General features: G+C 40.0%; 18 protein-coding genes. 1 reads left to right on the forward strand and 17 read right to left on the reverse strand.

Annotated features, from left to right (window positions below):
- Window positions 1-234: 234 nt before the first annotated feature.
- From mglC to AC1D7X_RS00220, 16 genes are all read right to left on the reverse strand, one after another.
- A complete protein-coding gene (mglC, locus tag AC1D7X_RS00145) occupies window positions 235-1,242 on the reverse strand; it encodes a galactose/methyl galactoside ABC transporter permease MglC (protein ID WP_495454626.1) in 1,008 nt (335 codons plus the stop codon).
- 21 nt (window positions 1,243-1,263) lie between these two features.
- Window positions 1,264-2,775: a sugar ABC transporter ATP-binding protein gene (locus AC1D7X_RS00150; protein WP_495454625.1), complete on the reverse strand. Its 1,512-nt coding sequence runs from the start codon at window positions 2,773-2,775 to the stop codon at window positions 1,264-1,266.
- Between the two features lie 135 nt (window positions 2,776-2,910).
- Window positions 2,911-3,939, reverse strand: coding sequence for a galactose ABC transporter substrate-binding protein (locus tag AC1D7X_RS00155; protein ID WP_495454624.1), 1,029 nt, complete (start codon window positions 3,937-3,939; stop codon window positions 2,911-2,913).
- Window positions 3,940-4,072: 133 nt separating this feature from the next.
- Window positions 4,073-5,050 (reverse strand): substrate-binding domain-containing protein, encoded by a 978-nt coding sequence (locus AC1D7X_RS00160; protein ID WP_495454623.1) that lies wholly within the window; start codon window positions 5,048-5,050, stop codon window positions 4,073-4,075.
- On the reverse strand, window positions 5,047-6,753 hold the full coding sequence (locus AC1D7X_RS00165; RefSeq protein ID WP_495454754.1) for a sensor histidine kinase: 1,707 nt from the start codon (window positions 6,751-6,753) through the stop codon (window positions 5,047-5,049). The genes AC1D7X_RS00160 and AC1D7X_RS00165 overlap by 4 nt, the downstream gene beginning before the upstream one ends.
- A gap of 94 nt (window positions 6,754-6,847) precedes the next feature.
- Window positions 6,848-8,530 carry a response regulator gene (locus tag AC1D7X_RS00170; RefSeq protein WP_495454622.1) on the reverse strand — a complete coding sequence of 561 codons (1,683 nt, stop codon included), beginning with the start codon at window positions 8,528-8,530 and terminating at the stop codon, window positions 6,848-6,850.
- A 155-nt stretch (window positions 8,531-8,685) separates the two neighbouring features.
- Window positions 8,686-9,141 (reverse strand): GNAT family N-acetyltransferase, encoded by a 456-nt coding sequence (locus AC1D7X_RS00175; RefSeq protein WP_495454621.1) that lies wholly within the window; start codon window positions 9,139-9,141, stop codon window positions 8,686-8,688.
- Window positions 9,131-10,321, reverse strand: coding sequence for a formate-dependent phosphoribosylglycinamide formyltransferase (purT, locus tag AC1D7X_RS00180; RefSeq protein ID WP_495474617.1), 1,191 nt, complete (start codon window positions 10,319-10,321; stop codon window positions 9,131-9,133). The genes AC1D7X_RS00175 and purT overlap by 11 nt, the downstream gene beginning before the upstream one ends.
- Window positions 10,322-10,502: 181 nt before the next feature.
- The gene (locus AC1D7X_RS00185; RefSeq protein ID WP_495454620.1) at window positions 10,503-12,365 is read right to left on the reverse strand and encodes an ABC transporter ATP-binding protein; all 1,863 of its coding nucleotides are present in this window, start codon (window positions 12,363-12,365) and stop codon (window positions 10,503-10,505) included.
- Window positions 12,362-14,134 (reverse strand): ABC transporter ATP-binding protein, encoded by a 1,773-nt coding sequence (locus AC1D7X_RS00190; protein ID WP_495474423.1) that lies wholly within the window; start codon window positions 14,132-14,134, stop codon window positions 12,362-12,364. The genes AC1D7X_RS00185 and AC1D7X_RS00190 overlap by 4 nt, the downstream gene beginning before the upstream one ends.
- Window positions 14,135-14,491: 357 nt before the next feature.
- Window positions 14,492-18,157 (reverse strand): dynamin family protein, encoded by a 3,666-nt coding sequence (locus AC1D7X_RS00195; RefSeq protein ID WP_495474424.1) that lies wholly within the window; start codon window positions 18,155-18,157, stop codon window positions 14,492-14,494.
- 191 nt (window positions 18,158-18,348) lie between these two features.
- Window positions 18,349-18,621: an NAD/NADP transhydrogenase alpha subunit gene (locus tag AC1D7X_RS00200; protein ID WP_495454617.1), complete on the reverse strand. Its 273-nt coding sequence runs from the start codon at window positions 18,619-18,621 to the stop codon at window positions 18,349-18,351.
- Between the two features lie 30 nt (window positions 18,622-18,651).
- Window positions 18,652-19,326, reverse strand: coding sequence for an endonuclease III (gene nth, locus AC1D7X_RS00205; RefSeq protein WP_495454616.1), 675 nt, complete (start codon window positions 19,324-19,326; stop codon window positions 18,652-18,654).
- 89 nt (window positions 19,327-19,415) lie between these two features.
- Window positions 19,416-22,178 carry an S-layer homology domain-containing protein gene (locus AC1D7X_RS00210; RefSeq protein WP_495454615.1) on the reverse strand — a complete coding sequence of 921 codons (2,763 nt, stop codon included), beginning with the start codon at window positions 22,176-22,178 and terminating at the stop codon, window positions 19,416-19,418.
- 80 nt (window positions 22,179-22,258) lie between these two features.
- The gene (locus AC1D7X_RS00215; RefSeq protein ID WP_495454614.1) at window positions 22,259-22,942 is read right to left on the reverse strand and encodes a GerMN domain-containing protein; all 684 of its coding nucleotides are present in this window, start codon (window positions 22,940-22,942) and stop codon (window positions 22,259-22,261) included.
- A gap of 124 nt (window positions 22,943-23,066) precedes the next feature.
- A complete protein-coding gene (locus AC1D7X_RS00220; protein WP_495474425.1) occupies window positions 23,067-24,485 on the reverse strand; it encodes an N-acetylmuramoyl-L-alanine amidase family protein in 1,419 nt (472 codons plus the stop codon).
- Window positions 24,486-24,684: 199 nt separating this feature from the next.
- Between AC1D7X_RS00220 and AC1D7X_RS00225 the strand changes: the two genes are divergently transcribed.
- Window positions 24,685-24,966 carry a hypothetical protein gene (locus AC1D7X_RS00225; RefSeq protein ID WP_495454761.1) on the forward strand — a complete coding sequence of 94 codons (282 nt, stop codon included), beginning with the start codon at window positions 24,685-24,687 and terminating at the stop codon, window positions 24,964-24,966.
- Between the two features lie 147 nt (window positions 24,967-25,113).
- Here the strand turns inward: AC1D7X_RS00225 and AC1D7X_RS00230 are convergent, their stop codons facing one another.
- Window positions 25,114-25,665, reverse strand: coding sequence for a GerMN domain-containing protein (locus AC1D7X_RS00230; RefSeq protein WP_495454612.1), 552 nt, complete (start codon window positions 25,663-25,665; stop codon window positions 25,114-25,116).
- Window positions 25,666-25,684: the final 19 nt, after the last annotated feature.

A 25,684-nucleotide genomic window follows, 5' to 3' on the forward strand; every position in this document is an offset into this window, starting at 1 on the left:
GTATTTTCGTATCTCGAGGTTACAAAAAGGTTACAAAACTGTCATCAACAACAAAACTATTGTAACATGATAGAATCTATTTTTGATCCTACAGATTTTGGGATTCGCCTCCAAACCTTGATATATCCATAGAAAATTAACTTTCCCAACAGAAAAAACCTTATATAAACGCACAATGTGCGTTTATATAAGGTAGAACTATGATACTAATTATATAAGATGGTTCAGTTCATCTTATTTCTTCGCAGCGTATTTACGCATATCGAAGGCTACTGCAGCAACGATGATCAGACCTTTAATAATCAGTTGCCAGTAAGGACTGATACCTATGAATGTTAGACCATAGTTAATAATTGTAAAGATCAGTACCCCAACAACAACTCCAGGAACTGTACCAATTCCACCCGTCGTTGATACACCACCAACTACGCAAGCTGCTATTGCATCAAGCTCGTACATATTCCCGTAATTATTCGTTGCTCCACCTGTTCTAGCGGACTCAAGCACACCGGCAAGACCATAAAGTGCTCCTGCAATAGCGTAAATATAGATTAAATATTTGGCTACATTAATACCAGATACTTTAGCGGCTTGAATGTTACCACCAATGGCATACATATTTTTACCAAGCTTCGTTTTATTGAAGATGACCCATACTACGAATGCTACAAAAATTGCGATAAGGACAATATAAGGTAAGGAGAACTTCCCTTCTCCGATGGAACCTGTTCCTATAATCGTAAAATCATCTCGAAGACCCGCTATAGGCTGGGAGTTATTCGGTTCCATATCCACATATAAGGAGTTAATTCCATACACGGCAACCATGGTCCCTAATGTAGCTATAAAGGGTGGTACATTAAGTTTTGCTACAATAAATCCATTCAGAAGTCCACAAAGCAGACCTACGAATATAGCAATTGCAACCGGGATGATAAACTGCATTTGCGGAAGATCTGGAAAGAAGCGAGCAGCATACTCCGCCTTCTGTAACATTGAAGCAGCAATAACTGCCGTTAACCCAACAATTCGACCTGCGGAAAGGTCAGTTCCAGCTGTAATAAGAATAAATGCAACACCTAGAGCTATAATAGCACGTGTAGATGATTGAATTAATACATCTCGTAATGAGTTAATAGATAGAAATGCTGGATTGTACGCTGTAATCCCAACAATCAGTACAACTAAAACAATATAAATCGCATACTGCGACGCAAAACCTTGTAATCTTTTCGTATTCATGAATATTCTCCCTTCGATGCCTTAATGCTGCGCGGCCAGAGTCATAATTTGTTCTTGAGTGGCAACATTTCCCTCAACGATTCCAGTTAGTCGTCCTTCGGACATCACCATAATCCGGTCAGACATCCCAAGCAGTTCAGGCATCTCAGATGAGATCATAATGATGCTTTTTCCTTGTTTCGCCAAGTCAGCAATAATGGAATATATTTCGTATTTTGCTCCTACATCAATTCCACGTGTGGGTTCGTCTAACAAAAGAATCTCTGGTTCCGTTAGCAACCATCTAGCTAATAATACTTTCTGCTGATTTCCACCCGACAAATTCATCATTAGTGTGCGAGTAGTCGGTGTCTTAGTACGTAGTTTTCCAACCATATGATCGACTTCTTTTTTCTTCTTCTTCTCATCAAGTAACAAATAGGGCTTCTGATACCGGTCCATATTCGCGATGGCGCCATTCTCATGAACCGATAATACGGAGAAAATACCCGTAGCTCGACGTTCTTCAGTAAGTAGGGCCATGCCATAACGTTTGGCATCTTCCGCCGATTTCACTTTGATCTCTTTGCCATTCAAAGATATCGTCCCTGAAACGATTTCTCTAAGCCCAAATAATGCTTCAATAAGCTCCGTGCGTTGCGCTCCAACTAAGCCACCGATTCCCAGAATTTCGCCTTTACGAAGATCAAATGTTATATTCTTAAATGAATTTGACTGTATCGAAGTTAATTCATGTACTTTCAAAATAACATCACCAGGCACATTTTCTTTTTCTGGGAACCGATTCGTAAGATCACGACCAACCATCTTCGATATGATACTATCTGTCGTTAATTCCTTTGCTGGCCAAGTCCCAATCTTCTTCCCATCTCGCATAATGGTAACATCGTCAGAGATTTGCAGAATCTCTTCCATTTTGTGCGATATATAAATAATGGCTACTCCTCGCTTCTGTAGGTCGCGGATAATGCGGAATAAGTGTTCTACTTCAACGCTCGTAAGCGAAGAGGTTGGCTCATCCATCACAATAACCCTCGAATGGAAGGAAACAGCTTTCGCGATTTCAATGGATTGAATTTTGGAAACAGATAACTTTCCAACAATGGTGTCCGGCAACAAATCAATGTCAAGTTCCTTGAATAGGTCTTCTGTATCCTTATACATTTTCTTATGATCAATAAACTGTATGGGACCGAATCCTCTGGTTGGAAACCGACCTAACCAAATGTTCTCCATCACATTGCGAAAAGGGACCGGATGAAGTTCCTGATGAATCATCGAAACACCTTGATTTAGTGCATCCTTGGAATTGTGTATTTCAACTTGTACACCATCCAACATAATCTGACCAGCATCTGGTTCATAAATACCGTAAAGACATTTCATTAGCGTTGATTTCCCAGCGCCATTCTCGCCCATGAGAGCGTGTACTGTTCCGGGACGAACTTGTAAGGTAACACCATCCAAGGCTTTTACACCCGGGAATTCCTTGGTGATATCTTTCATTTCTAGCAAAAACTCATGTTCAGCCATGGTCTCCACCGCCTCCTCCTACCTGACATATGTGTTGCCTTTAGAGGCACATCATTTTATATACGGATTCTTTCTTGTACAATCATTAGAGAGCTGGATTCTCGTGAAACATCCAGCTCCCCGAATGAATTTCCCTTATTTAACTTCGTCAACGTTGTCTTTTGTAATTTTCTTATATTGAATCCATACATATTGATTATCAGTGATATCAAAACCTACGTTTTCTTTTGTTGGTGCCTCACCGTTAGCTAATAGCGTAGCTAGAATAACAGAAGCTTTACCTTGATTATTCGCATCATTAAGTACCGTTCCAAGCATCGTTCCATCTTGTAATGCTTCAATTGCTGGTGCTGTAGCATCAACACCTACAACCGGCATATATTTATCACCTTTGAAATAACCAGCAGCTTTAAGAGCTTCAATAGCGCCTAATGCCATATCATCATTATTCGCAAGCACAGCTTCAATCTTGTCTCCATTTTTGCCTAAGAATGCTGCCATTTTTTCTTGTCCTTTAACGCGATCCCACATGGCCGTATCTTCAGCAAGTTTTTGTACTTTGATCCCTGCTGCTTCAATGGCTTCGACAGAATACTGTGTACGTAACTCAGCATCTTGGTGACCTGGTTCACCCATTAACATGGCATATTGGAGAACTCCGTCTTTATTCTTATCTGCTTCAGGATGCGCCTTCCAGTAATCAACAATAAGCTCCCCTGACATCGTTCCTGATTCTTCCGCTTTGGCTCCAACATAGTAGACTTTATCCCATTTCTTCATATCATCTGGAAGTGGCTCCCGGTTGAGGAATACGACAGGAGTATCTGCAGTCTTCGCTTTATCAATAATTACGCCAGCCGCAGTGCGGTCTACGGGATTAATCAATAGAGCATCCGTTTTCTTTGTAATAAACAGATCAACTTTGTCATTCTGAGTCGGTTGGGAATTCTGACTATCAACAATCTCTACCTTCGCTTTACCTTCAGCATTCGTTTTAATGGAGTTACGAACACCTGTCATGAAGGTATCATCAAATTTATAAATGGCTACCCCAATTTGAGGTTCTTTACCTCCGTCTGCTGAGTTTGAGCACCCTGCCACAACAGAACCAAGCAGTGCCCCTGCGAGTATAGCTGGTGTAATCTTCTTCAATCTTTTGTTCATTTAAATAGACCTCCCCATGACTTTTCTTTGACTTTGCATATCCTCTTGGATACGTTTTCATTATCGCTGATAACCTTACATAACCAAATATAAAATACTCATGTTTTATATAAAAATTCTCATGGTTTACTTTTCATCTAACAAATGGAAATAGTTGCTTCTGGTTCTCTGGCCATAACATATTATCAAGATCGATCAATTTAGAGCCTGTATCTACTCTTTCGGGAACATGAATCCCTTCAATCGTTTCAACAGCATGTTGGACAGCTAAATATCCATTGCTATATGGATTCTGAATAACCGTTGCTTGGACAATCCCTTCTTGTAACATTTCAATGACCTCGGGCGGACTATCAAATGTAATGACTTTCACTTTTCCACCTACGCCTAGCTTCTGGACTTCTTGTGATACACCAATCCCCGCCACTTCGTTTAACGCGATTATGCCTCTGAGATCAGGGTATTTCTCCAGTAATTCATTCGTTAAGCGCGCCGCAAGCTGCACATCAGAACCACAGTACACGATATCCATCACAGTAACATTAGGGAAACGTGCAATATAATCCAACATACCGGATGCCCGCTCACCCGCATTACGAGAGCCCTCAACAAAACTGACTAATCCAACCTGACCTCTACCACCAATCAATGTAATCAATCTTTCTGCTGCCCTCTGCCCCGCTTCATAATTATTAGTTCCTACAAAAGTCTTCACTCGAGCAGAAGCTACCTCTGAATCCATGGAGATAACAGGTACCTTGTGATAGGCTGCGCGATCGGTTACTTGTGCTAATTTCATATAATCACTGGCTGATAGGATGATGGCGTCCGTTTTTTGCTTTATCGCATCATCAACCAACTGAACTTGTCCCTCGATGTCATTCTCGCTATCTGGACCAAGGAAGGTTAAATCCACGTTGTATTCTTTCGCAGCGACCTCTGCGCCCATCTTAACGGTATTCCAAAAAGCACCACTGTCCATCTTTACAATCATCGTTACTTTACGTACAGTATCTGTCATGCGTAAACTTGTCGAACTCTCCGAACAAGAAACCAACATCAGAGAAAAGGTTGCCATAAGAACCATGATGATTTTCATACTTCTACTCATAACAATCCCTCTCTTTCCACACGATCTGTTTCGTTCGTTATCATTGGGAGGGTAATCGTAACCGTCGTACCCTCTTCTAATTCACTCTTGAATGTCAAGCCGTAAGCCTTGCCGTAATACAATTGGATGCGTTCATGGACATTCTTCACACCTACGCCTGATCCCCCTGCACTTTTCACTCTACCTGTTAACAGTTGACTCATAACTTGTGGAGTCATCCCGAGACCGTTATCCGTAACTGAAATAATAACTTTCTCACCTTCAATTTTTACTGTGATCTGTATCCACCCTTCGTCTGGCATAAGCTCGATACCATGATAGATGGCATTTTCTACTATGGGTTGAATTATGAGTTTCAATGTTGTACAACTTAATGCCTCATCTTGGATATCCATCTTGTAATTGAATTTGCTCTTATATCGTATCTTTTGAATTATTAAATAATGCCGAACATGCTCTAACTCTTCCTCTAGCGTAATCATATTTCGTCCTTCACTCAGACTTATTCGGAATAGCTTAGACAATGAAGTAATTGCGGTGACGACGTCCTCATTCTTCCCACGCTCCACAAGTCGGATGACAGAATTTAATGTATTATATAAGAAATGTGGATTAATCTGAGCTTGAAGTACATCTAGTTCACTTTTACGTTTCGCTTCCTGTTCATGTATGATCTGCCCCATCAACTGCCGAATCCGATGTAACATGAGATTGAATCTCTTAGATAATTGTTCTACTTCATAAGCACCTTTCACATCAATAGGTGTGCTCAAATCCCCTTGCCCTACCAGCTTCACAGCCTTTTCCAATCGGCGGATAGGTTGCGATATTTTGGCTGAGACAAAGATAGAGATCAATAGAACTACGAACATCACAATCGTAAGAAACCATACAACAAAATGATTAAGGTCCCTCTTCGTCGTAACAATCTCATCCGCATAGGCCACACCTACAACCTTCCAACCAATGGGCTTTACCGTTCTAACCGTAATATATCTTTGTTCTTCTGTTGAGCTATCCATATAACTCCCAAAGGCATATTCAAATACAGGCTCAATATTCTCATACTTAAGACCTGCATAAATTAACTGTTGCTGTGGATGGTAGATAATATTACCTAAGGAATCGATAATATAGGCATATCCCTTTTTGCCCAGACTTACTTTACTGCTTAGCTCGTCAATTGTTCGAAAATTAACATCAACCAATAGAATTCCCTGTTTCAATTCGCCATTTTCCTTATAATTGATCATTCTGCTTAATGAAACAACCCATTTATACTGTCCTTTGTATAAGTTCTGAATATGAGGTTGTGAGAAGGAAACGGATTCAGGTTGCTTAAGTGCGGATTGAAACCAACTTTGTTCCGTTAACTGTGTATTTCGTCTCATATTGGCATCAGGAACGTCCAATACCATGTTGCCTTGTGGAGTAAACAAGGCAACAGAGACTAAATCCCCGCGAGTATGTAGAAGTGTCGTCAATTGTTCTTTCAATAATGTATTTGAAATATTCTCCGTTTGATCAATCTGCTGTTCAACAACTTCATATATATCCTGCATTCCCTTAACATAGATCTCTAAGCTTGAGTTCACCTGTTCTATAATTTGTTGAATGTTCAGATACGCGTTTTCTTCAGCTGACTTTGCGAACTTGTTGTAGAGTAATAGGCTGACTAACAGAACCACAACAACTGTAATCATTGAGAATGAAATCGTAATGATGACCTGAATACTTCTGACATTAAATGAAAGAGGGACTTTTGGTTTTTTTGAAGATTTCGGTCGACGTGAATATTTAATGTTCACTCATAGCAGCCCCCGTGTTATTTCGATATTCTTTAGGTGAAATACCCAATCTCTTACGAAAACAAAAGCTGAAATAATTAGGGTCGATAAACCCCACCTTCTCCGCAATTTCAAACGATTTCATATCACTTGAACGTAGTAAATCCTTTGCAGCATCCATGCGTAGTTGCATCAAATAATTAACAAAAGTCATCTTCACTTCTTTTTTGAAAATGCTACTAAAGTAACCTGTACTAATGTGCAAATGTTTGCATACTTTGTTGATTGAAATATCACTCTCATGATAATGAACCGCTATGAAAGCTTTCGCATCTTCAACCAGCTGATTATAATTCGATTGACGCCCTTTCGAAATGTGATTCATAAGTTTAATACAAATACCGGTTATCCATAGTTTTACTTCATTCAAGTTATTAAACTTAGTAATCTCTGCAAATGGATACTCGTTAGATCCAAATATCTCATCAAATTCCAATCGAAACTCTTTGGCCACTTTCATGAGTGATGTTAGAATTTCTAGAACATATACATGACAATCCTTTACTGTTAGCTGTGTCATCTCTAAATCTGCAAATAGACCTGCTACGGAATCTCCTACTTCCTGAGCAGTCTCAACTTTAATAGATCGGATCAACGCCTGTTGTTTCAATTCATCATAGTGAAGTGGCTCATACAGAAGTGGGTCATGGCTTGTCTCCACATCGTAGATCCATATCACACGGTTATTTCCTAATATCAATCGATAATCTAATGCCTGTAACGCCTCATTATAGGAATGATGCACACCTTCAACGGAATGTGTAATCGTTCCTGCGCCAAGCGTGACGGTAAGCTTCAAGTATTTTTCTACATTCTGTCGAACCTCTTCTAACACTTCAAACAAACGTCCACCTGTCTTATCTGTTGCTTCTTCTTGATCCATTAGCAATAGAACTACATCATCGTTATGTAGGAACACCTCGCCAATCTGGTACTTTTGGCAAATCTCATTTGTAATATTCAGCACCGCGAACAATTGTAACTGTCGATCCTTAGTATCTTTCATAGACTCTGGAGCGTTAAGTACCTTTGGCTGTTCTATTACTTGTAACTCTGAATGGTTATAATCCACTCTTATAATAGAGGCCATATAGGAGTTGGCTATTAGATTAAGCTCATAACTTAGACTTTTCTCTTGAATCTCTGCAATAGGTACTCTTTTGGATACTAAAGATGATAAGAACATTCCTCTCAAAAGTGGTAGACTTTTTCGATAATGCTGCATTAGATTATCTAAGTTATCTTTCTCCGAGGCCTCTTCATCTAATTTATGTTTCACTTTTAACAGAATGTCGACAAGTTCTTTAGAAGAGAATGGTTTTAGTACGTATTCATCAATTTGCATTTTGATCGCTTTCTGTGCATATACAAATTCATCATATCCAGTCAGAATGATAATCTTCATATTCGGGTAATGCTTGCGAATCCATTCAGCAAGATCCAATCCATTCATAAATGGCATGTGGATATCCGTTACAACGACATCCGGTAAATGTCTTTCAATTAACTCCATCGCTTCTCGCCCATTCTCTGCCTTGTCTATGACCTGAAAACCGTATTCTTCCCATGCAATTTCTTCAAGTAAGCCTTCTCTCACATCTTCTTCATCATCTACCAAAATAAGATTATACATGTCATCCCTCATCGCTATAATGTAAACGCTTACCTAATTTAAAAAATTGGGTGTGATTTATGCAGGTATTGTATATCAAATCCCCAAATGATGTAAACAAAAAAAATCCCAACCCGATAAGGGATGGGATGGGGACGCTATGGCATTAGGTTGTCCTATAATTTTTTATTAAAACGATAACCTGTCTTTGTAAAGCCGATATGCTCATAAAATGCATGTGCAGGGGCACGCTCAACACGATTGCCACTAGTGAGAAACAGTAGTGTACTTCCTTGTCCCTTGCTCCATTCTACAGCTTGCTGAATCAATCTTTTACCTAACCCTTGACCTTGGAATTCTTTAGCTACTATGATCGCAGTAATCTGGGTAGTTCGTTCAGTACGACAAAAGGATACAACCTGGTGCAAGCTGATTTTGCCTACGACCTGACCATCAACTTCAGCTACCAAAGTGCAATACAAAGGACTGGACTCCATTTCTTCCATCCGTTCCCTCATCACACTTAGGGTTGTAGGATAGTTAAGTTCACGCATTAATGCAGTAATAGTCTCCAAATCATTCCATTGAAAATTACGGATACATAATGTAGGAGCAGACAAACTACTGTTCATGATCATATACCTCCACTTTTAATAGAGTAGCAGCATGTTTAGCTGTCTCACGAGCAATCTCTACATTCTCAGTACTACTTAGAGCAACGGCCATTCTTCTACCTGGCTTACATTCACCCTTACCAAACACCCTCACTTGAGTACGTGGTAATGCAAGAGCTTCAGCAACTCCGCTAACTACAAAATCAGAACTAAAACTATGGGCCTTCAGTGTTGCTGATGCACCCGGTGACAGAAGCTCTACTTGTTCAATTGGTAACCCAAGTATAGCTCTAACATGTAAAGCAAATTCCGATAAATCTTGCGTCACCATAGTGACCATACCGGTATCATGAGGACGTGGTGATACTTCACTGAACAGAATTCCATCGGATGTTAGGAATAATTCAACGCCAAAAACGCCGTAACCACCTAATTCATCCGTAATTGCTTTTGCAATGGCTTGTGACTCTTCAAGTTGTGCAATACTCATCTGATGCGGTTGCCAAGACTCCACATAATCGCCATCTTTTTGAATATGGCCGATCGGTGGGCAGAACAGCGTACCGGATACAGAACGTACCGTAAGAAGCGTAATTTCACTGTCAAACTGAACAAAGGATTCGATAATGACACGCGTACTTTTAGCTCGTCCACCTTCTAATGCGGCAGACCAACAAGCTTCTACATCATTTGAACTCCTACATACACTTTGCCCTTTACCAGACGAACTCATAATAGGTTTTACTACACAAGGAGTTCCTAATTCAGCCACTGCAGCCTTTAATTCATCTAAACTGTCTGCGAATCGGTAGCTAGCGGTTGGCAACGATAAAGTCTCTGCTGCCAAACGGCGAATCCCTTCGCGGTCCATAGTTAGATTTGTAGCACGTGCCGTTGGAACTACATGATAACCTTCTTGTTCTAAATCCAATAGAGCGTGTGTTGCAATCGCTTCAATCTCAGGAACAATAACATCTGGTTGTTCTTGTCGAATAATGCATTTCAAAGCTTCAGCATCAAGCATATCGATCACATGGGACCTATGTGCAACCTGCATTGCAGGGGCATCTTTATAGCGGTCCACGGCAATGGTCTCAATTCCCAAACGCTGGGCCTCAAGTACCACTTCTTTTCCTAATTCTCCACTGCCCAGCAGTAACATTTTCCTGGAATATGCAGAAAAAGGAGCACCCCACACCACTTGCCATCCCCCCTATAGTTCTTTCATCTCTATTTTCAGGGTTTGGCAAGAATAATGCAAGAGTACTCTGCAAGTTTTCATCAAATTTCACAAATAATTTATCATAAAATAGATACATTCGGGTGAAAAGCTTGTTTAAATTTGAAGGATATGGAACGATTGTGTAATATTATATGATTTATATAAATTTAAATTGGGCTTCGATCAGTCCATTATAAATCCCCTTACGTTTAATTAGTTCCGCATGACTTCCCTCTTCCTTAATTTCTCCATGATCTAGCACAACAATTTTGTCCGCATGTCGGATCGTTGATAATCGATGGGCAACAATAAAGGATGTTCGCCCTTCAAGAAGAACTTTCAATGCTTCTTGAATTTTAAGTTCGGTCTCTGTGTCAATACTAGCCGTAGCTTCATCAAGAATTAATATTCGAGGATTGGCTAGTAACGCGCGAGCAAAGGACAGTAACTGACGTTGACCCATAGACAGCATATTTCCGCGTTCCTCTACTTCTGTCTCATACCCTTTAGGTAACTTCGCGATAAATTCGTGCGCGTTTACAGCTTTAGCTACTGCTTCAATCTCCTCATCCTTAGCATCTAGTCTTCCGAATCGAATATTATCTCGAATCGTACCTGAGAAGATAAATGTATCCTGTAGAACAATACCAATCTGGCTACGTAGACTTTCTACTTTTACATCTCTAATATCGTATCCATCAATTTTGATCTGACCCTCTGTGATGTCATAGAAACGACTTAATAAATTAATAATCGTACTTTTTCCTGATCCTGTATGCCCCACCAATGCGATCGTCTGACCTGCCTCAACATTTAAGTCAATTCCTTTTAAAGCTTGGCGACCCTTCTCGTATTCAAAGACAATATTCTCGAACGTAATATTCCCTTTAATCTGCGGTATAGGTAACGCATTTGGTTTGTCATCAATATTAGGCTTCTCATCCATAAATTCAAATATACGTTCCGATGAAGCCATGGCGACCAACAATTGATTATACATTTGTCCTAGACGGTTAATAGGATCCCAGAAGTTACCTACATAACTAGAGAAAGCTACCAGTAACCCTACCGTTAATTCTCCCTGTTGGATCAAGTAAGCACCTAACCAGAATAGGATCAACGTTCCGAAACCACCTGTGATTTCTATAAGCGGTCCAAACCCTTGGTTCATGGTCGTCGCTTTATCCCAAGATTTCTTGGCATCTTTGTTCATCGCGTCGAAGAATTCCATATTTTCCTTCTCTTGCGTATACGCTTGAGTGACACGAATTCCTTGAATTGACTCATTCAGATGCGAATTGATACGAGATCCCTTCATGCGAACTTCCTGCCATGCTCGACGGATCTTCACCCGTAATTTCGTAGAAATAAAGAACATGATGGGAACAGTGATAATTACCGCAATCCCAAGCTTGAAATTGATCAATAATAAGATAATAACGATACCTACTAATTGAACCAAGTCAATCATTAAGTTGACAACACCATTGGTAAATAGCTCCTGCAGTGAGTTCACGTCATTCGTGACACGAACAAGCACCGAGCCTGCAGGTCTTTTATCAAAAAAGTTAAAGGATAACTTTTGAATATGCTTAAATAGATCTGCACGGAGGTCAAAAATGACCCTCTGTCCAATAATATTCATATATTTAATCCGAAAAGCAGTAGCTACCCACTGAATTGCGTATAGAACTAAAATACCCGCAGCAATCATATATAAGAGCTTCAGACTAGGGCTATCAGGTGATATCGCCTTATCGATCGCCATACTGGTTAGATAAGGAACTGTTAATTTGGTTATTGTTCCAAGAATCATCATCAATCCAATGAGAGGAAGCAACTGTCTAGCATAAGGTTTCATGTATGCAAATAATCGTCGGAACTGTCCCCAATCAAACGCTTTATCGATAATTACATCATCCTGATATACGAATCTTGCTCCGCCGGTACTTGCAACTTTTGCTTTCTCTGTGTTCCCAGATTGATCTTTCTGCCGATCTGTATTTACACGATCACTCATGATTTCACCTGCTCTTCTGCTTCATCATTTATCCGGGCAATATGGTCAGCGTACTGAATTTGGTAAACATCACGATAAGGACCTGGAACACGTATTAATTCTTCATGTCTTCCTCGCTGAACAACATTACCTTCATCCAACACAAGTATTTCATCCGCGTGGCGTAAGGATGAGATACGATGAGCAATGATAAATGTCGTCCGACCCTTCATCACTTCCTGGAACCCTGACTGAATTTCATGCTCTGTCTCCATGTCAACGGCACTCGTTGCATCGTCCAGAATAAGAATTTTGGGATTCTTCAGCAATGCCCGCGCAATAGCGATCCGTTGTTTCTGTCCCCCAGAAAGCCCCATACCACGTTCACCAACTACGGTATCGTATCCATCTGGCATTTCCATAATAAATTCATGGGCTTTTGCAAGCTCTGCCGCACGAATGATTTCGTCCATCGTTACATCCTTTAATCCATAAGAAATGTTATTCTGAATGCTAGAAGAGAAAAGGAATGTTTCCTGAAATACGGAGGCAATCTGACTTCGCAAACTGTGTACGGTAATATCTCGAATATCGGTTCCATCCAACTTGATGGATCCTTCATTAACGTTATAAGCGTGCATTAATAACTGAATGATTGTTGATTTACCCGAACCTGTTCCACCTAGAAAACCAATAACAGAACCTGAAGCGGCATCAAAGTTAACATCCTTAATGGCTGCTATCTTATTACCATAAGCAAAAGTAACGTTCTCAAACGTCACATTCCCTTTAACTTCCTCCGTCTGAAGATCTTTTGCGCCTTCTCGGTCTTGGACATCAATCGGATGATTAAGTAGCTCTAAGACACGTTCTCCTGATGCTTCCGATTGCGTATAGTTATTTATTAAGTACCCAATATTCCACATAGGCCCAATTATGTACCAGACTAAGCTAAAGAATGCAACTAATTCTCCTAATGAAAGTGACCCGTTAATAACAAAGGTTCCTCCTACGGTAAGTAACAGTACCACTGTTATGGAAGCCAAGAACTCCATTAATGGGAAGAATCGACTCCATAATGTTGATGTAAAAATTTGATTCGTCTTATACCGTTCATTACGAACGGAGAACTTCTCTACTTCATAAGGTTCACGGGCAAATGATTTAACGGTTCTTACACCTGTGACATTCTCTTGTACAGCCGTAGTTAATGTACTAAGAGCGATCCGCATTTCTTGAAATGCTGGATGAATCTTACCTTCAAATCTCAAAGCTACAATGATTAAGAATGGAACACTGATCATGGTCACTAACGTTAACTGCCAGTTAATCGAGAACATCATGATGGAACCAAACACAACCATTAGAATGGTATTCATGATCTGTGCTAATCCAAAACCGATAAAGTTACGAATCGCCTCTAAATCACCTGTAAGACGAGACATTAAATCTCCAGTCTTAGCCGTGTCATAATAACGAAAGGATAGAAATTGCAACTTCTCATAGCAAGCGTTACGTAAACGGTAAGCTAGATGGTTACCCAATCTGCCTCCGAGCATTCCACTTAGAAACTGCATAATCGCCTTTACAATGACGACTAGAATTACGGTTAAAGCGAGCATAGGTACTTTGTCAAACTGCTTGGGGGTAATGACATCATCAATTAGAATTCGAAGCAGGTTAGGTGTTACCAGTCCTAATGCAGTGGAAATCGCTAAGAATAGAATTGATAGATACAAAAACTTCCGTTTGTCCCAGAAGAAGCCCTGCAGTTGCCTGAGAACATTCATGTTTCTCCTCCTTTGGATAGACTGTACTAAAGTTTACAATCCCCTAAAGTCTGTCATTTTGAGTAAAATCCAGAATATAGGGTATTCCCCTTTAGTTCAATCCCTTTAGATACATTAGATCTAACTAATTCATTTAGTAATATGTGAACATTAATGAAGTTTAACATCGTCTTTAAAAGGCGGCAAAGACCATAAGCTAGCATAATCAGGCACGATACCTTCCCATAGGTCAAATATTAGACACAATCATGATATATTTATTAAATGTTGCCAATTACTCCATATCCCTAGGTAACACAAGCATAAAAAAAGAAACGCTATTAAAGCGCTTCCTTCAATAATCTATTTTTTCCAATTTTAGTGTGTTATTTGCTCATATGACTTCAGTTTCTCAGCTAAATCCAGCCACGATACAGGAGAATCTGTTAATTGTAGCGTACTTTCCATTGCGCTATAGCTTTCTAATAATTGCTCCTCTAATAGTGAAACCTGTCGAGTCAGAGCTTCACTATATTCATGAATATAGAAATGACATAAGGAAGATTCTTGCGCTTTAACAGCTTCTGTTATGTTTTCATGAAGCATAGGTTCTACGTTCATCTTCAATTTGTCACGGCCCTTACCTTCAAAAAATAACTTAGGGGATTTGAAAGTAGACCACAGCGTACTCCAATCTATCTGTTGATGGAACTGACTGCTGTGCAAATCAGGAATAATCCAGTCTTGTTCTTCTTTGATAGGGGTAAGTAATAATCCTTCGTCAAGAGCATTAATCTGATCTGTGACCCGTACTGCAGCTTCTAGAAGAATAGACTTCGCTTTTAACTCAAGTCGTAATGTCGTAGCCCATAGTTCTTGATCGATTTCCCTTAATAAAGATTGTTCTAATTCACGACCGCAATCGATAAAGATCCCTTTCAATGATCCTGTTCCTTCGCGGAGTAATGATGGATGAAAGGCCTCATTAAAAAAAGCTACCCAATTATAATCCATTCGCTTCCTTACGTGGAATAACAATTCTACCGCCTCTTGCTCAATGATTCTATCTTGTCCTGAAACCTGCGTAAATTGGCTCAACATGGACTTCGCCTTCGCATAGATGTTCTCAAGTTCAAGTCGTCGTATCTCTCGAGTCTCCTCATCTTGCTGTGATAATCGATCCCATTCTTCGGCACGTCTACGCGCAGATACAATCTCTTGTCTAGCAGCCTGAATAGACAATCCCGGAAGTTCTTTCCCTGCAAAGTCACCCAGTGCAGTTTCAAAAGTTGTAAATCCAGAAGATAACCTTTGGGAATCATTATCTGTAAGTTTTCCTTCTAAGGCATTCATACTAGACACAGCATAAATATGCGGTGAGCCAATGCCATTACTTTTCAAGTTGGTTTGAACATGTTCAATCACTTGATCCAACTCATCACTTGATTCTGCCAAATCCGCGGCGTTGATAATAAAGAACATCTTATCCAGTGCAAAGCTATCCTTCACTCTTCCTAACTGAGAGAGGAATTGGCGATCACCTTTGGAAAAGGCATGGTTATAATAAGTAACAAACACCAAGGCATCTGCATGCTTCATATACTGAAAAGTTACGCCCGTATGTCGTGCATGTAATGAATCGGCCCCTGGTGTATCCACTAGAATAATCCCCTGCTCCGTTAGGTCACAACTATAAAACAAATCTATTCGTTCAACAAAACAGGATTTGGTCTCATCTGCTACAAACACGCGATATTCTGGGAGCTCAACGGTTTGGACCGTTCTTAATAACCGTTCAGCATTTGCCCAACCTAGGGAAGCGGCCTTTAAGAAACTATAGTGAGGTAATCCCGCAGGATGTATCCCTTCGGATGATAGGGAATTTACGACATCACTCCAATGCATCGGATCCGGTTCCCCTAATCTAAGGATAGAGAACGATATTCTTAGATCTTCCATAAGTGTCTCACGCGACTTCATAACCACCTGTGCTGTTCCATGCACAAATTCATCATGTGGCGCAAGAATCCGATTAATCGCCGCGGTTGTTGGATGTGGCGATACCGGTAACACGTCTTCGCCTAGCAAAGCGTTGGCGAAGGAAGATTTACCGGCGCTGAATGCCCCGAACAGCGCCAGCGTGAACGTGCCGCCCTCCAGGGCAGCGGCACGTTCACGGATTCCCCGCGCGGCGGAAGCCATCGCGGGGTACTGCTCTAGCAGCGCAGCAGCGCCATGCAGCTGCGCAGCCGCGCTTGCTAGCCGTTGGCGGCGGCCTGTGGCCGCACCGCCGCGCGGGTGTGCCCCGCTACCGCTGTGCGGCGGGGCAAGAACTTGCGCGGGCGCAGCGCGTAGCGCGCCCGCCTCAGCCGCCTCCGCAGGAGCGGGCGGCTGTAAGGGCTGTAGGGGCCTCACCGCCGGCAGAAGGCCGGGGGTGAGGCTTAGGCGCAGCGGCAGCAGCTCGGCTAGAGCTGCCGCGTGCGCGGTCTCCTCCCGCTGGAGCGCAGCGTAGCGGGAGGCGGCGACCGACTGCTGTTGCAAGTCGGTCAACTGCTGGCTCAGATGTTGCAGCTCGCGTGCAACATCCTCTTCTAAGCGTAGCAGAAGTTGTTCAGTAAACGTCATTAGGCTAAGCCGATATTGGCTTTTTATATGTTCTGCTACACTACGGCAATAATTTAGAACGTACTCACCTGACAAGATTGCATCAGACTGAAGCGTCTTTACAATCATGTCTTCATCCATCGTGGGAATACAAAGATCCATCTTCTTCGACCATTCATCATTCCATAAATGATGTTTCTCACCCCAGGCTGCAATGGATTGTCGAATATGCCATTCAACTTGTGATGAGACTTGTTCTTGAAGCTTCCGAAGAAATATAGCTTGTCTATGATCTTGTTCGATACGTGTCTTATTTCCAGCTAACCATAATCCCTTTTTGAATCCAGGCTTTCGACTTTCTACAAAATTGTAAGCTATATCTCTTAATTCTGCGGGCATAAGATTGGCATTGTCCAAGATTTTATTTATATCCTGACGTAACGTTGCTCTTTCTTCCTGTATACGATTTCGAAGCCGATCCTGTTCTTGAACTAACGAGAGTCTCTCATCTTCCAACCGATTTAAATATTCCATTCCTCCGAGTTCTACAAGGAGGCTTTCCTTTTCATCCGCTAGAGATGCTACGTATTGCTCAAGATGATCATCCACAATATGTTGGGCCGAGCAGGAGACACTATATTGTACTAATGCATCCTTTTGCATGATTAACTCTTCTATTAATCCCTTCAAACTCTCATATTGATTATAAGGATGATCGGCATCTTTGAGTGAATTAAAGAGTAATCCAGCATACCGCACCTGCCACCGATCAAAAGCCGAGACCACTCCCTCACGGTACGATTGGAAAGACAACTCCTGTTCACGATGTTTATCAATCTGGTTTACAATAAGATACAGTGGTTTCCCCCAATCTGACAGACTTTTAGCAAACACCAGGTTATTCTCCGATTGAACATGATTATAATCCATCACATAAAAAACAACATCGGCCAAATGAAGAGCTGAATGCGTAGCTTTCTTATGTCCATCATCTGTAGAATCCACTCCTGGAGTATCCATTAGAACGCCCTCAGAAGTAAGAAAGGGAATGTGTTCCCATATTTCTACCGCAGAATAAGCGCCCCCGTTAGTACAATACTCATTAAGCTCATCTGTAGTTACCTCTTGGGGGATATGACCGCCCTCAGGTGTATAAATAAGCGCACGAGATAACCCATTTCGAATCGTAACGACATTGGCACTCGTTGGTACAGGACCCGATGGTAGTACATTCATCCCACATAATGCGTTAATTATACTCGATTTACCTGCTGAGAAATGACCGCACCATGCGATCGTAAGTTCACTTAATTGTTCCTTATGTATTAAATCATCCATCGTATCTATTGCTTTACTATCTCCCCAAGATGATAGTTGACTCTTAAGCGCTTCCAAGGATGCACGGTTATTCTTCCTGTTGCTCTCTGTCGCTGCCATCATGGTCTACTCTCTCCCTTGTCCCTTGTGATCTATCTCATAGAAATAACACTATTCTAACATTTCAAGAGTCTTAGTGAAATGCCTTTACCCTAAAAAAATAAAACCGAAGAAAATTCCTTCGGTTTTATTACACAACTTCGTTGAAAGTTGAAAGACCTTGTAACTAAAGCATCGAGGCAGTGATTATGAACCTACGCCAATACAGTCTCAAGGTCAGGCATCAATATCTCGAACACAGAACCATGTTGAAGAATCGTAACCCCACGTGATTTATCTTTCATAACCACAACTTCTGGTTTCTGTGACATGCGCTCCAAGTAGAACTCAGGTACTTCTCCAGAGTGGCTAACCGTAATACCTTCTACTTCCTTTTCTTCATTCTCTTCAAAAACAGTTTCCACAACATTCTCAAAAATATCGGAGAACGCTTCAAAATTATTTGTGTATACAGAAATGCACTTCATCTGACATCCCATCCCATCTCTAATGTTCAACTATCCTATATTCTCTTTATCTTTCCTGATTTGGGCCATCTTCATACGTTTTTTGCCTTCACGACATACGTCAAGAAGCGGACAAATTTGGCACTGTGGATTTTGAGCCTTACAATGATAGCGCCCAAAGAAAATAAGTCTATGATGAGTATCCGTCCACTCTTCGCGAGGAACCTTCTTCATCAGCTTTTTTTCCACTTCGAGTACAGAGTCTTTCCAACCTGCTAAACCCAGTCGTTTGGATACTCGCTCTACGTGTGTATCTACTGCAATAGCAGGAACACCAAATGCATTAGACACGACAACATTCGCCGTCTTTCGCCCTACTCCTGGAAGTAAAATCAATTGATCATGTGCTTGAGGAACATCACCGTCATATTGTTCAATCAATATTCGGCATAAATTCTGAATATGCTTGGCCTTATTCCGAAAAAGACCAATACGTCGAATATCCTGCTCCAGTTCCTCAAGAGGAACTGAGATATAATCTTTAGGTGATGTATACTTTTGAAACAAATCTTTGGTGACCTTATTTACCGTCTCATCTGTACATTGAGCAGAAAGTAATACGGCAATTGTCAGTTCAAAAGCGTTACTATGGATCAATTCACAATGCGCCTCAGGAAACATTTCTGCTATTGTATTCAGAATGTGGCGTACCGTTTCAGACTTCATGATGAATTCCTCCTGCAAAAAAACCGTCATGATACAGGAAGTACCCCCCGTATCAAGACGGTGTATTTCATGACCATTCCCAAAGCAGATTATTGTTTCTGTATCTCCACAATAACGTCATTGTTTAAATACACTACAATATTATCATTTTCTTTGAGAGATTGCACGAGTAATGTCGTGTCACCTTGATGAATATATGCGTTTGGTGACAAAACATAACTATTAGTATCTGTCGCACTTTGTCGTTTAACGAATAATTCCTTGGTCACACTATCATATTTCCAGAAATCACGATTTGCTGAATTTATAACTTTGATAATCGAAGTTCCATCCATATCTTTACGCAATTCCACACGATCGGTTGGAATAAGACTATTTAAGTTAATATTAGTAGTTCCAGCACGAACGATTTTAACAGCACCATCTACCTTAAAGACTTCTGTGGTACCATTGTAATTTTTAAATGTCACATTCTTAGTTGTCGCATCAACTTTCAGCACTTCGCCTGTTAATAATTTAACTATTTGTGCTGAAGAAACCGTGTTACCACTGAAATTCACATTTATAAACTGGCCTGCTTGCAGATCAGAAGCTTTCAACGTTTCTCCACTAATTCCTGTAATTGCTGCTTGATCAAAATAAACTAAGCTAGTAGTTCCACTATTTTTCAAATAGACTCGATTACCTGTATCCGTAGACGCGACTTCAAATTGACTGGAAGATTTAACATTGATTTTAAATGCAACACTCTGATTGTTTGAAAGCACCAATGATACTTCGCTTCCAACTTTCACATCAGATATATTCAGATTACTCTTACCATGCCACTCAATCAAAGGTGATTCATAACCAACAATAACACTATTCCCTCCAGCCACTTGAAGGGTAATTTTCTTGGTACTTGTATCCACCACAGTCACAATTCCATCGTATTTATTAATAACTTCTAGTGATAACGCGCGGTTACTTATATAACTCAGATTAATTTTACGAGTACTTGTTAAGAGTGGTTCAATGCCAGCTAACGTAGGAGTTGCCGCATTATAAATCAACTTAGTCTTGTCATCTAATGTTACGACAAATGGCTTATTATTGGAATCCAACAGAGTCAATATCTTAGTCTTTGAATCATAGGATACAACAGTTGAAGAAGGTTTCTGCTCCATTTGTCTATTCAGTACAACAATCTTTTTAACTACTTCTTTAGAGTCCAAAGTCAATTCTAATTGATCACCCGCAGAAACATCAGCGATCAGATCAGAAAGTACAGGTTTATCAATGCCACTAATCACAATTTCAGGTTTATCAGATAGAAGTTTAACTTCTAATGAACCTCCTGTTTTTTTATAGGTAATCGTATTCCCGTTAGAACCAAGTTCATATAGAGAACCAAGAACCTTGCGCTCAACAGCTTGAGTAACTTCTACGGAACGAATCATATTGTTTTGAATTGTATAGTTAATCGTTGAACCTATTTGCAGTTCCGCTGGAGTCAATATTTGATCATGGTAACGAATCATAGAAGAATCATCCCATTTGTAACTTTCAATGCTACCTGCAGCATTCTTTATTCCTATTGTCTTAGAATTAATCTCTAGCGTTTCCAACGTTCCTGTAGCTGTCTTATTCACAATGCCTGTTTTCACTTGAACAATGAGAATACTCTTATTCGTAGTGTAGTTTTCACGTTTAATAATAATTTGACTTCCCGCAGTTAAATCTTTAGATTCAATCTTATTCCCACTCACATCTAGGAAAACGGTGCTGCTATCATAATTATATGAAGCAAAACCTTTATCGTCAGATACCCCTAAAGAATTACCTTGGAATAAGCGTTCAAAGGTAGTCTCTATACTCTCTACTTGTTCCTTTGGATCCGTCACTTCTACGTATACAGCTTTGCCAGCATTCTCAACGACCATCACTTTAGAATATATTTTAAGCTCAGATAAGGGAATCTTCTTTTCTGAAACACTAGTATAATAAGAAGTCGCACTATCTAACGAGAAATTACGTACACTCCCATTAATGTATAGACTAATAGCATTGTCACTCAGTCCTGTAACAACACCTTCCTCAGAATTAGCATATTTCGTATCCATGAATGCTTCACCACGGCTGAAGAAGGTCGCTAGCTGAGCACGAGTTACAGATCCCAACGGGTCGAAGAGATTTCCTTCTACACCTGTAGTTAACCCCATCTCAATTGCTGTGTTCACATAACCAAGTTTGGATGCGGAAATTTTACTATTATCCACAAAGGATGTTGCTTTATTCGCGAATGAGGCAGCCTCACTTTCCTTTCCAATAGAGCGCACTAACAATTCAGTAATCCATTCGCGACTTGCTCTTGTCTCACCCCAAGTCGTTTTCGATTTAGTATCATCCACTACTAACTTCGAATCCAACAAATTCTTCTCGATCGCTAGCGTGACAAACGGCTTGAAATAATTATTCACAGTTGCATTAGCTGGCCAAGTTACTGTGGTTCCTGAATTTAATTGATCCTGAATATTCATGAACCGAATAGCCATTGTTACTGCTTCCTGTTGTGTTACATAATCATTAGGTCTAAATAAACCCTTGTCACCTAAAAGAATACCTTGAGACGCTAATTTATAAATGTGCTTTTCTGCCCAGAATCCACTCTTTACATCGCTAAATAAGCTGCTTGTTGTAACTGATTGATTCGTAACCATGGGTGTTGTCACATCTCCGGCAAAGGCAACCGTTCCTGAGCTCAAAGTCACCATACTGACGAGTATAGCTGACACTACTTTTTTAGAGTTTATAGAATTACTACGTTTAATAGAATTACTTCGTTTAATAGAATTACTACGTTTGGACTGCATATGGTTTCCCCTCTCTAAATCAAAAACTCCTACTACAAAAATAGTATATTCGACATTTGAGCTCTATTTCCTGCTTTTTTTTAATTCTTCATCATGGGATGCTCTAAATCGACATGCCCCATTAAACTTTCTACTTGTTCTCCATCTACAAGAAGTTCTATCGATTTCACTTCTGCAAATTGAAAAAACGTGTTTTGTAGAGCTTCGAGTGCGAACATCTCTCCACCTGAACCAAGACGCGCTTCGTCAGGAAGATGGATATCCATCGTCATAGCTCCCTTATTAATTTCGATAGATTTCAAATCTACCTTACCCCATAAAGGTACTAGTTCATCATTACCGCTAGTTTGTAGCGCCATAAAGGCTACTTTATATTTTTCTAGATCATCCTTAAATGAAATTTCTTGTTTAGACGATTTCAATTCCATTTCCTGCGTATCCGTATAATACACTGTGATCGTTTCTTTATTAGATGACGTTTGATTCTCTACCACATTACCTTTGTCTTCTGCACCCTTATCTAGGGTACCATCATCATCGTCATCATCAACAATTCCTTTTTCTTCGTTCTCTGTTACCGTATTACTTGCATTATTTCCGTCCGAGGCATTCGTTGTTGGAGCATTCTCTTCAGGTACAGTCACAATTCCAGATTGATCTTCATTCGGGACATTGTTAAGCGCTACCTGTGGTTTATCTCCGCAACCTGTTCCAATAACTACGACTAACGCTAGGAGTCCCGTACACCACCCTATTTTATTCATGATCTTCCTCCTAAAAGTTTTGTATCGATACTTCATGATATACTTCGTCAAAACTCACATCAGAAGCATTACCAAAAGTTTTGTAGCGATACTTCTTGATATACTTCGTCAAAACTCTTAAACATTAATTTACTCCAAGGTATTCCTTGATTCCATCCACAATACCTTGAGCCACCCGATTTTGCAGGCTATCTGTAAAGAGTGCAGACTCATTACTCTTATTACTTAGGTACCCAGCTTCCAGTAAAACAGCAGCCATATTCGTCTCACGAATAACATGGAAATTCCCGTAAAGAACTCCGCGGTCTGTGAAACCAGTAGCTTTCACGATATATTTATGCATAACATTAGCAAACGCCTTACTACTACTATTCTTATAGTAAGTTTCAGTTCCTGCTGCGGTAGAAGACCCAGCACTATTTGCATGTATGGATACAAATACATCCGCATTTAAATCATTAGCTATTTTAACACGTTCTTTTAACTCTAAGAAGATATCATTACTTCGTGTCAGAACAACGTCTATATTAGATTCGTTTTTTAGTAATTTCTCTACTTTAAGTGCAACGGCCAAATTGTAATCTTTTTCTTTCTTTCCTGTTATACCAATAGCTCCTGGGTCTTGATTACCGTGTCCAGCATCTATAACAGCGATTTTTTTACCATTCCCACCCACCTGTGGTACTCCGGAACCCGAATTTGACGTATTTAAATCTACAATAAGTAAACTGCCTTCAGCATATAATTTATAATTTTTAGCATAATTCAAATCTATCACAATTCTCACTGTCGATGGGGAATCGTTATAGAGGGAGTAACGAATTGTAGATACATCACTATAACCCATCACAGAAAATGTTCCTTGTGAATTACTATCTAGTTGATTACTTGATCCAAAAGTTTCTGCAAACTTAGCATAGGGTATATCAATAATAATACGGTCAGGTGAAGACATAACGGATGCCTTAGGCTCTATACTTCCCGTAGTAGAAATGATTAAACGATTGTCACTGAAGTTTAGACCGTCTATTGTTGCTAAGTCACTGCTTGTTGTGTCGTCAGGGTTAGGTATTGTTCCTACGGTTCCATCATCCGTGTTTCCTGAACCTCCAGTAGGAGAAAACATATATACTCTCTTAGTTGTGTTATCCCAGTCAACTTGAAGTCCCATTTGTTCACTAACAAAACGAATAGGTACTAATACGGTATCTGTTTTTAATACTGGACCGATGGGCAATGCAACTTTACTTCCATCCACTGTAGCAATTTTGTTATTTACAATAAGCTGTATCGTTGTCTTGTTATTTTTTATAGTTACCGTGCGCGCCTTTTGCTCCCATATAACATTAAATCCCAGATTCTCCACGACGACACGAACTGGAATCATAATATTGTTATTAATCATTTCAATTTTAGCATCTGTAGCTAAGACAAGTTCCTTACCGTCCAAATATATATTTGAATGTTCAGAAGCAGCTTGTCCCCTACCAGGAAATGCCATGACGAAGATGATGACCATCATCAACAAGCTAAATTTCTTCATTATTCACCCTACCATCCTTTATTAATTTTGTAATCTCTCATGCATTAGTCCTGGTCTCACATCCTTTCGATGGACAACTATTAGACGCAATTCTGTGCTAAAGGTTGCGAATATATTCCTTTTTTCGAAAAAAATATCCTACTTTTTCACTATACAACATACGCAATCATGAAAATATCCCCAATTAATCCAGTTTGAATTGTCGGAGGAAAATGGTTATATTGTCGAACTTTATAGCAATAATCCAGATGCGCGTGTAGGTCACAAAACGGCCGATCCCTCTTTTTCTTACTATAAGACACATATTGCAATGAATGAAGAGCGTATTATTACAGCTGCTGTAATTACGAAAGGTGAAAAAGGCAATTGGAAACAACTTCAACAATCAGTAGCTAAATTAGGGATATACGTTTGTAAAGTAGGACATATGGCAATTCGCGAGGCATTTACGCGGACAAAGAATGTAGGACAAATCAAGTGAATACGTTATAAAATTGAAGCGAAAAAAGTAAATTAAAACACAGACACGGGTATAAACATTACGCAAACCGAAAATAACGTTCACTTCCGATTGTAGTATCAGAAATGAACGCTTTTAGTGGTTCCTCATAACAAGATTATCTATTATCTAATCTCTTAGCATTGGATGTTCTAGATCAGCATGACCCATTAAAGTCTCAATAGATTCACCATCTACGAGTAGTTCAATACTTTTCACTTCATCAAATTGAAATAACGTATTTTTTAATGATTCTAAAGCAAATTGTTCACCACCCGCTCCCAATCTTGCCTCATCTGGCATATGGATATCCAACATTACCATCCCTGCATTAAACGAGATAGTTTTTAACTCCATTTTACTCCATAAGGAAATGAGCTCAGGATTACTATCATTTTGTAAAGCTTTGAATGCCTTTTGATATTTCTCAATGTTATTTGCGAATTGAATCTCATCTTCAGCCTTTTTTAGTTCCATCGCTTGTGGATCTGTAAAATACACCTGGATTTTTTGGCTTTCTTCCTTAACCTTATCATTACTTGCCGTCGCTGATACTTCTTGGTTATTCGTTGAACCCAGAACCGTTTGCGCACCTGAATCGCTCAATGGCTTCTGTCCACACCCTACACCTATAAACATCATAAGCGACAATATAAGGGTACATCCTACCTTTTTATCCACTATGACCACATCCTTCAGA

The sequence above is a fragment of the Paenibacillus sp. Y568 genome, assembly GCF_059445545.1.

Bases quoted from the DNA above. Each gene is read 5' to 3' on its own strand.
- AC1D7X_RS00215 (WP_495454614.1), bottom strand. From the start codon at position 22,942: ATGAATAAAATAGGGTGGTGTACGGGACTCCTAGCGTTAGTCGTAGTT.
- AC1D7X_RS00195 (WP_495474424.1), bottom strand. From the start codon at position 18,157: ATGATGGCAGCGACAGAGAGCAACAGGAAGAATAACCGTGCATCCTTG.
- AC1D7X_RS00210 (WP_495454615.1), bottom strand. From the start codon at position 22,178: ATGCAGTCCAAACGTAGTAATTCTATTAAACGAAGTAATTCTATTAAA.
- AC1D7X_RS00220 (WP_495474425.1), bottom strand. From the start codon at position 24,485: ATGAAGAAATTTAGCTTGTTGATGATGGTCATCATCTTCGTCATGGCA.
- AC1D7X_RS00150 (WP_495454625.1), bottom strand. From the start codon at position 2,775: ATGGCTGAACATGAGTTTTTGCTAGAAATGAAAGATATCACCAAGGAA.
- AC1D7X_RS00160 (WP_495454623.1), bottom strand. From the start codon at position 5,050: ATGAGTAGAAGTATGAAAATCATCATGGTTCTTATGGCAACCTTTTCT.
- AC1D7X_RS00165 (WP_495454754.1), bottom strand. From the start codon at position 6,753: ATGATTACAGTTGTTGTGGTTCTGTTAGTCAGCCTATTACTCTACAAC.
- nth (WP_495454616.1), bottom strand. From the start codon at position 19,326: ATGAAGTCTGAAACGGTACGCCACATTCTGAATACAATAGCAGAAATG.
- AC1D7X_RS00190 (WP_495474423.1), bottom strand. From the start codon at position 14,134: ATGAATGTTCTCAGGCAACTGCAGGGCTTCTTCTGGGACAAACGGAAG.
- AC1D7X_RS00200 (WP_495454617.1), bottom strand. From the start codon at position 18,621: ATGAAGTGCATTTCTGTATACACAAATAATTTTGAAGCGTTCTCCGAT.
- mglC (WP_495454626.1), bottom strand. From the start codon at position 1,242: ATGAATACGAAAAGATTACAAGGTTTTGCGTCGCAGTATGCGATTTAT.
- AC1D7X_RS00185 (WP_495454620.1), bottom strand. From the start codon at position 12,365: ATGAGTGATCGTGTAAATACAGATCGGCAGAAAGATCAATCTGGGAAC.
- AC1D7X_RS00170 (WP_495454622.1), bottom strand. From the start codon at position 8,530: ATGTATAATCTTATTTTGGTAGATGATGAAGAAGATGTGAGAGAAGGC.
- AC1D7X_RS00155 (WP_495454624.1), bottom strand. From the start codon at position 3,939: ATGAACAAAAGATTGAAGAAGATTACACCAGCTATACTCGCAGGGGCA.
- AC1D7X_RS00175 (WP_495454621.1), bottom strand. From the start codon at position 9,141: ATGAACAGTAGTTTGTCTGCTCCTACATTATGTATCCGTAATTTTCAA.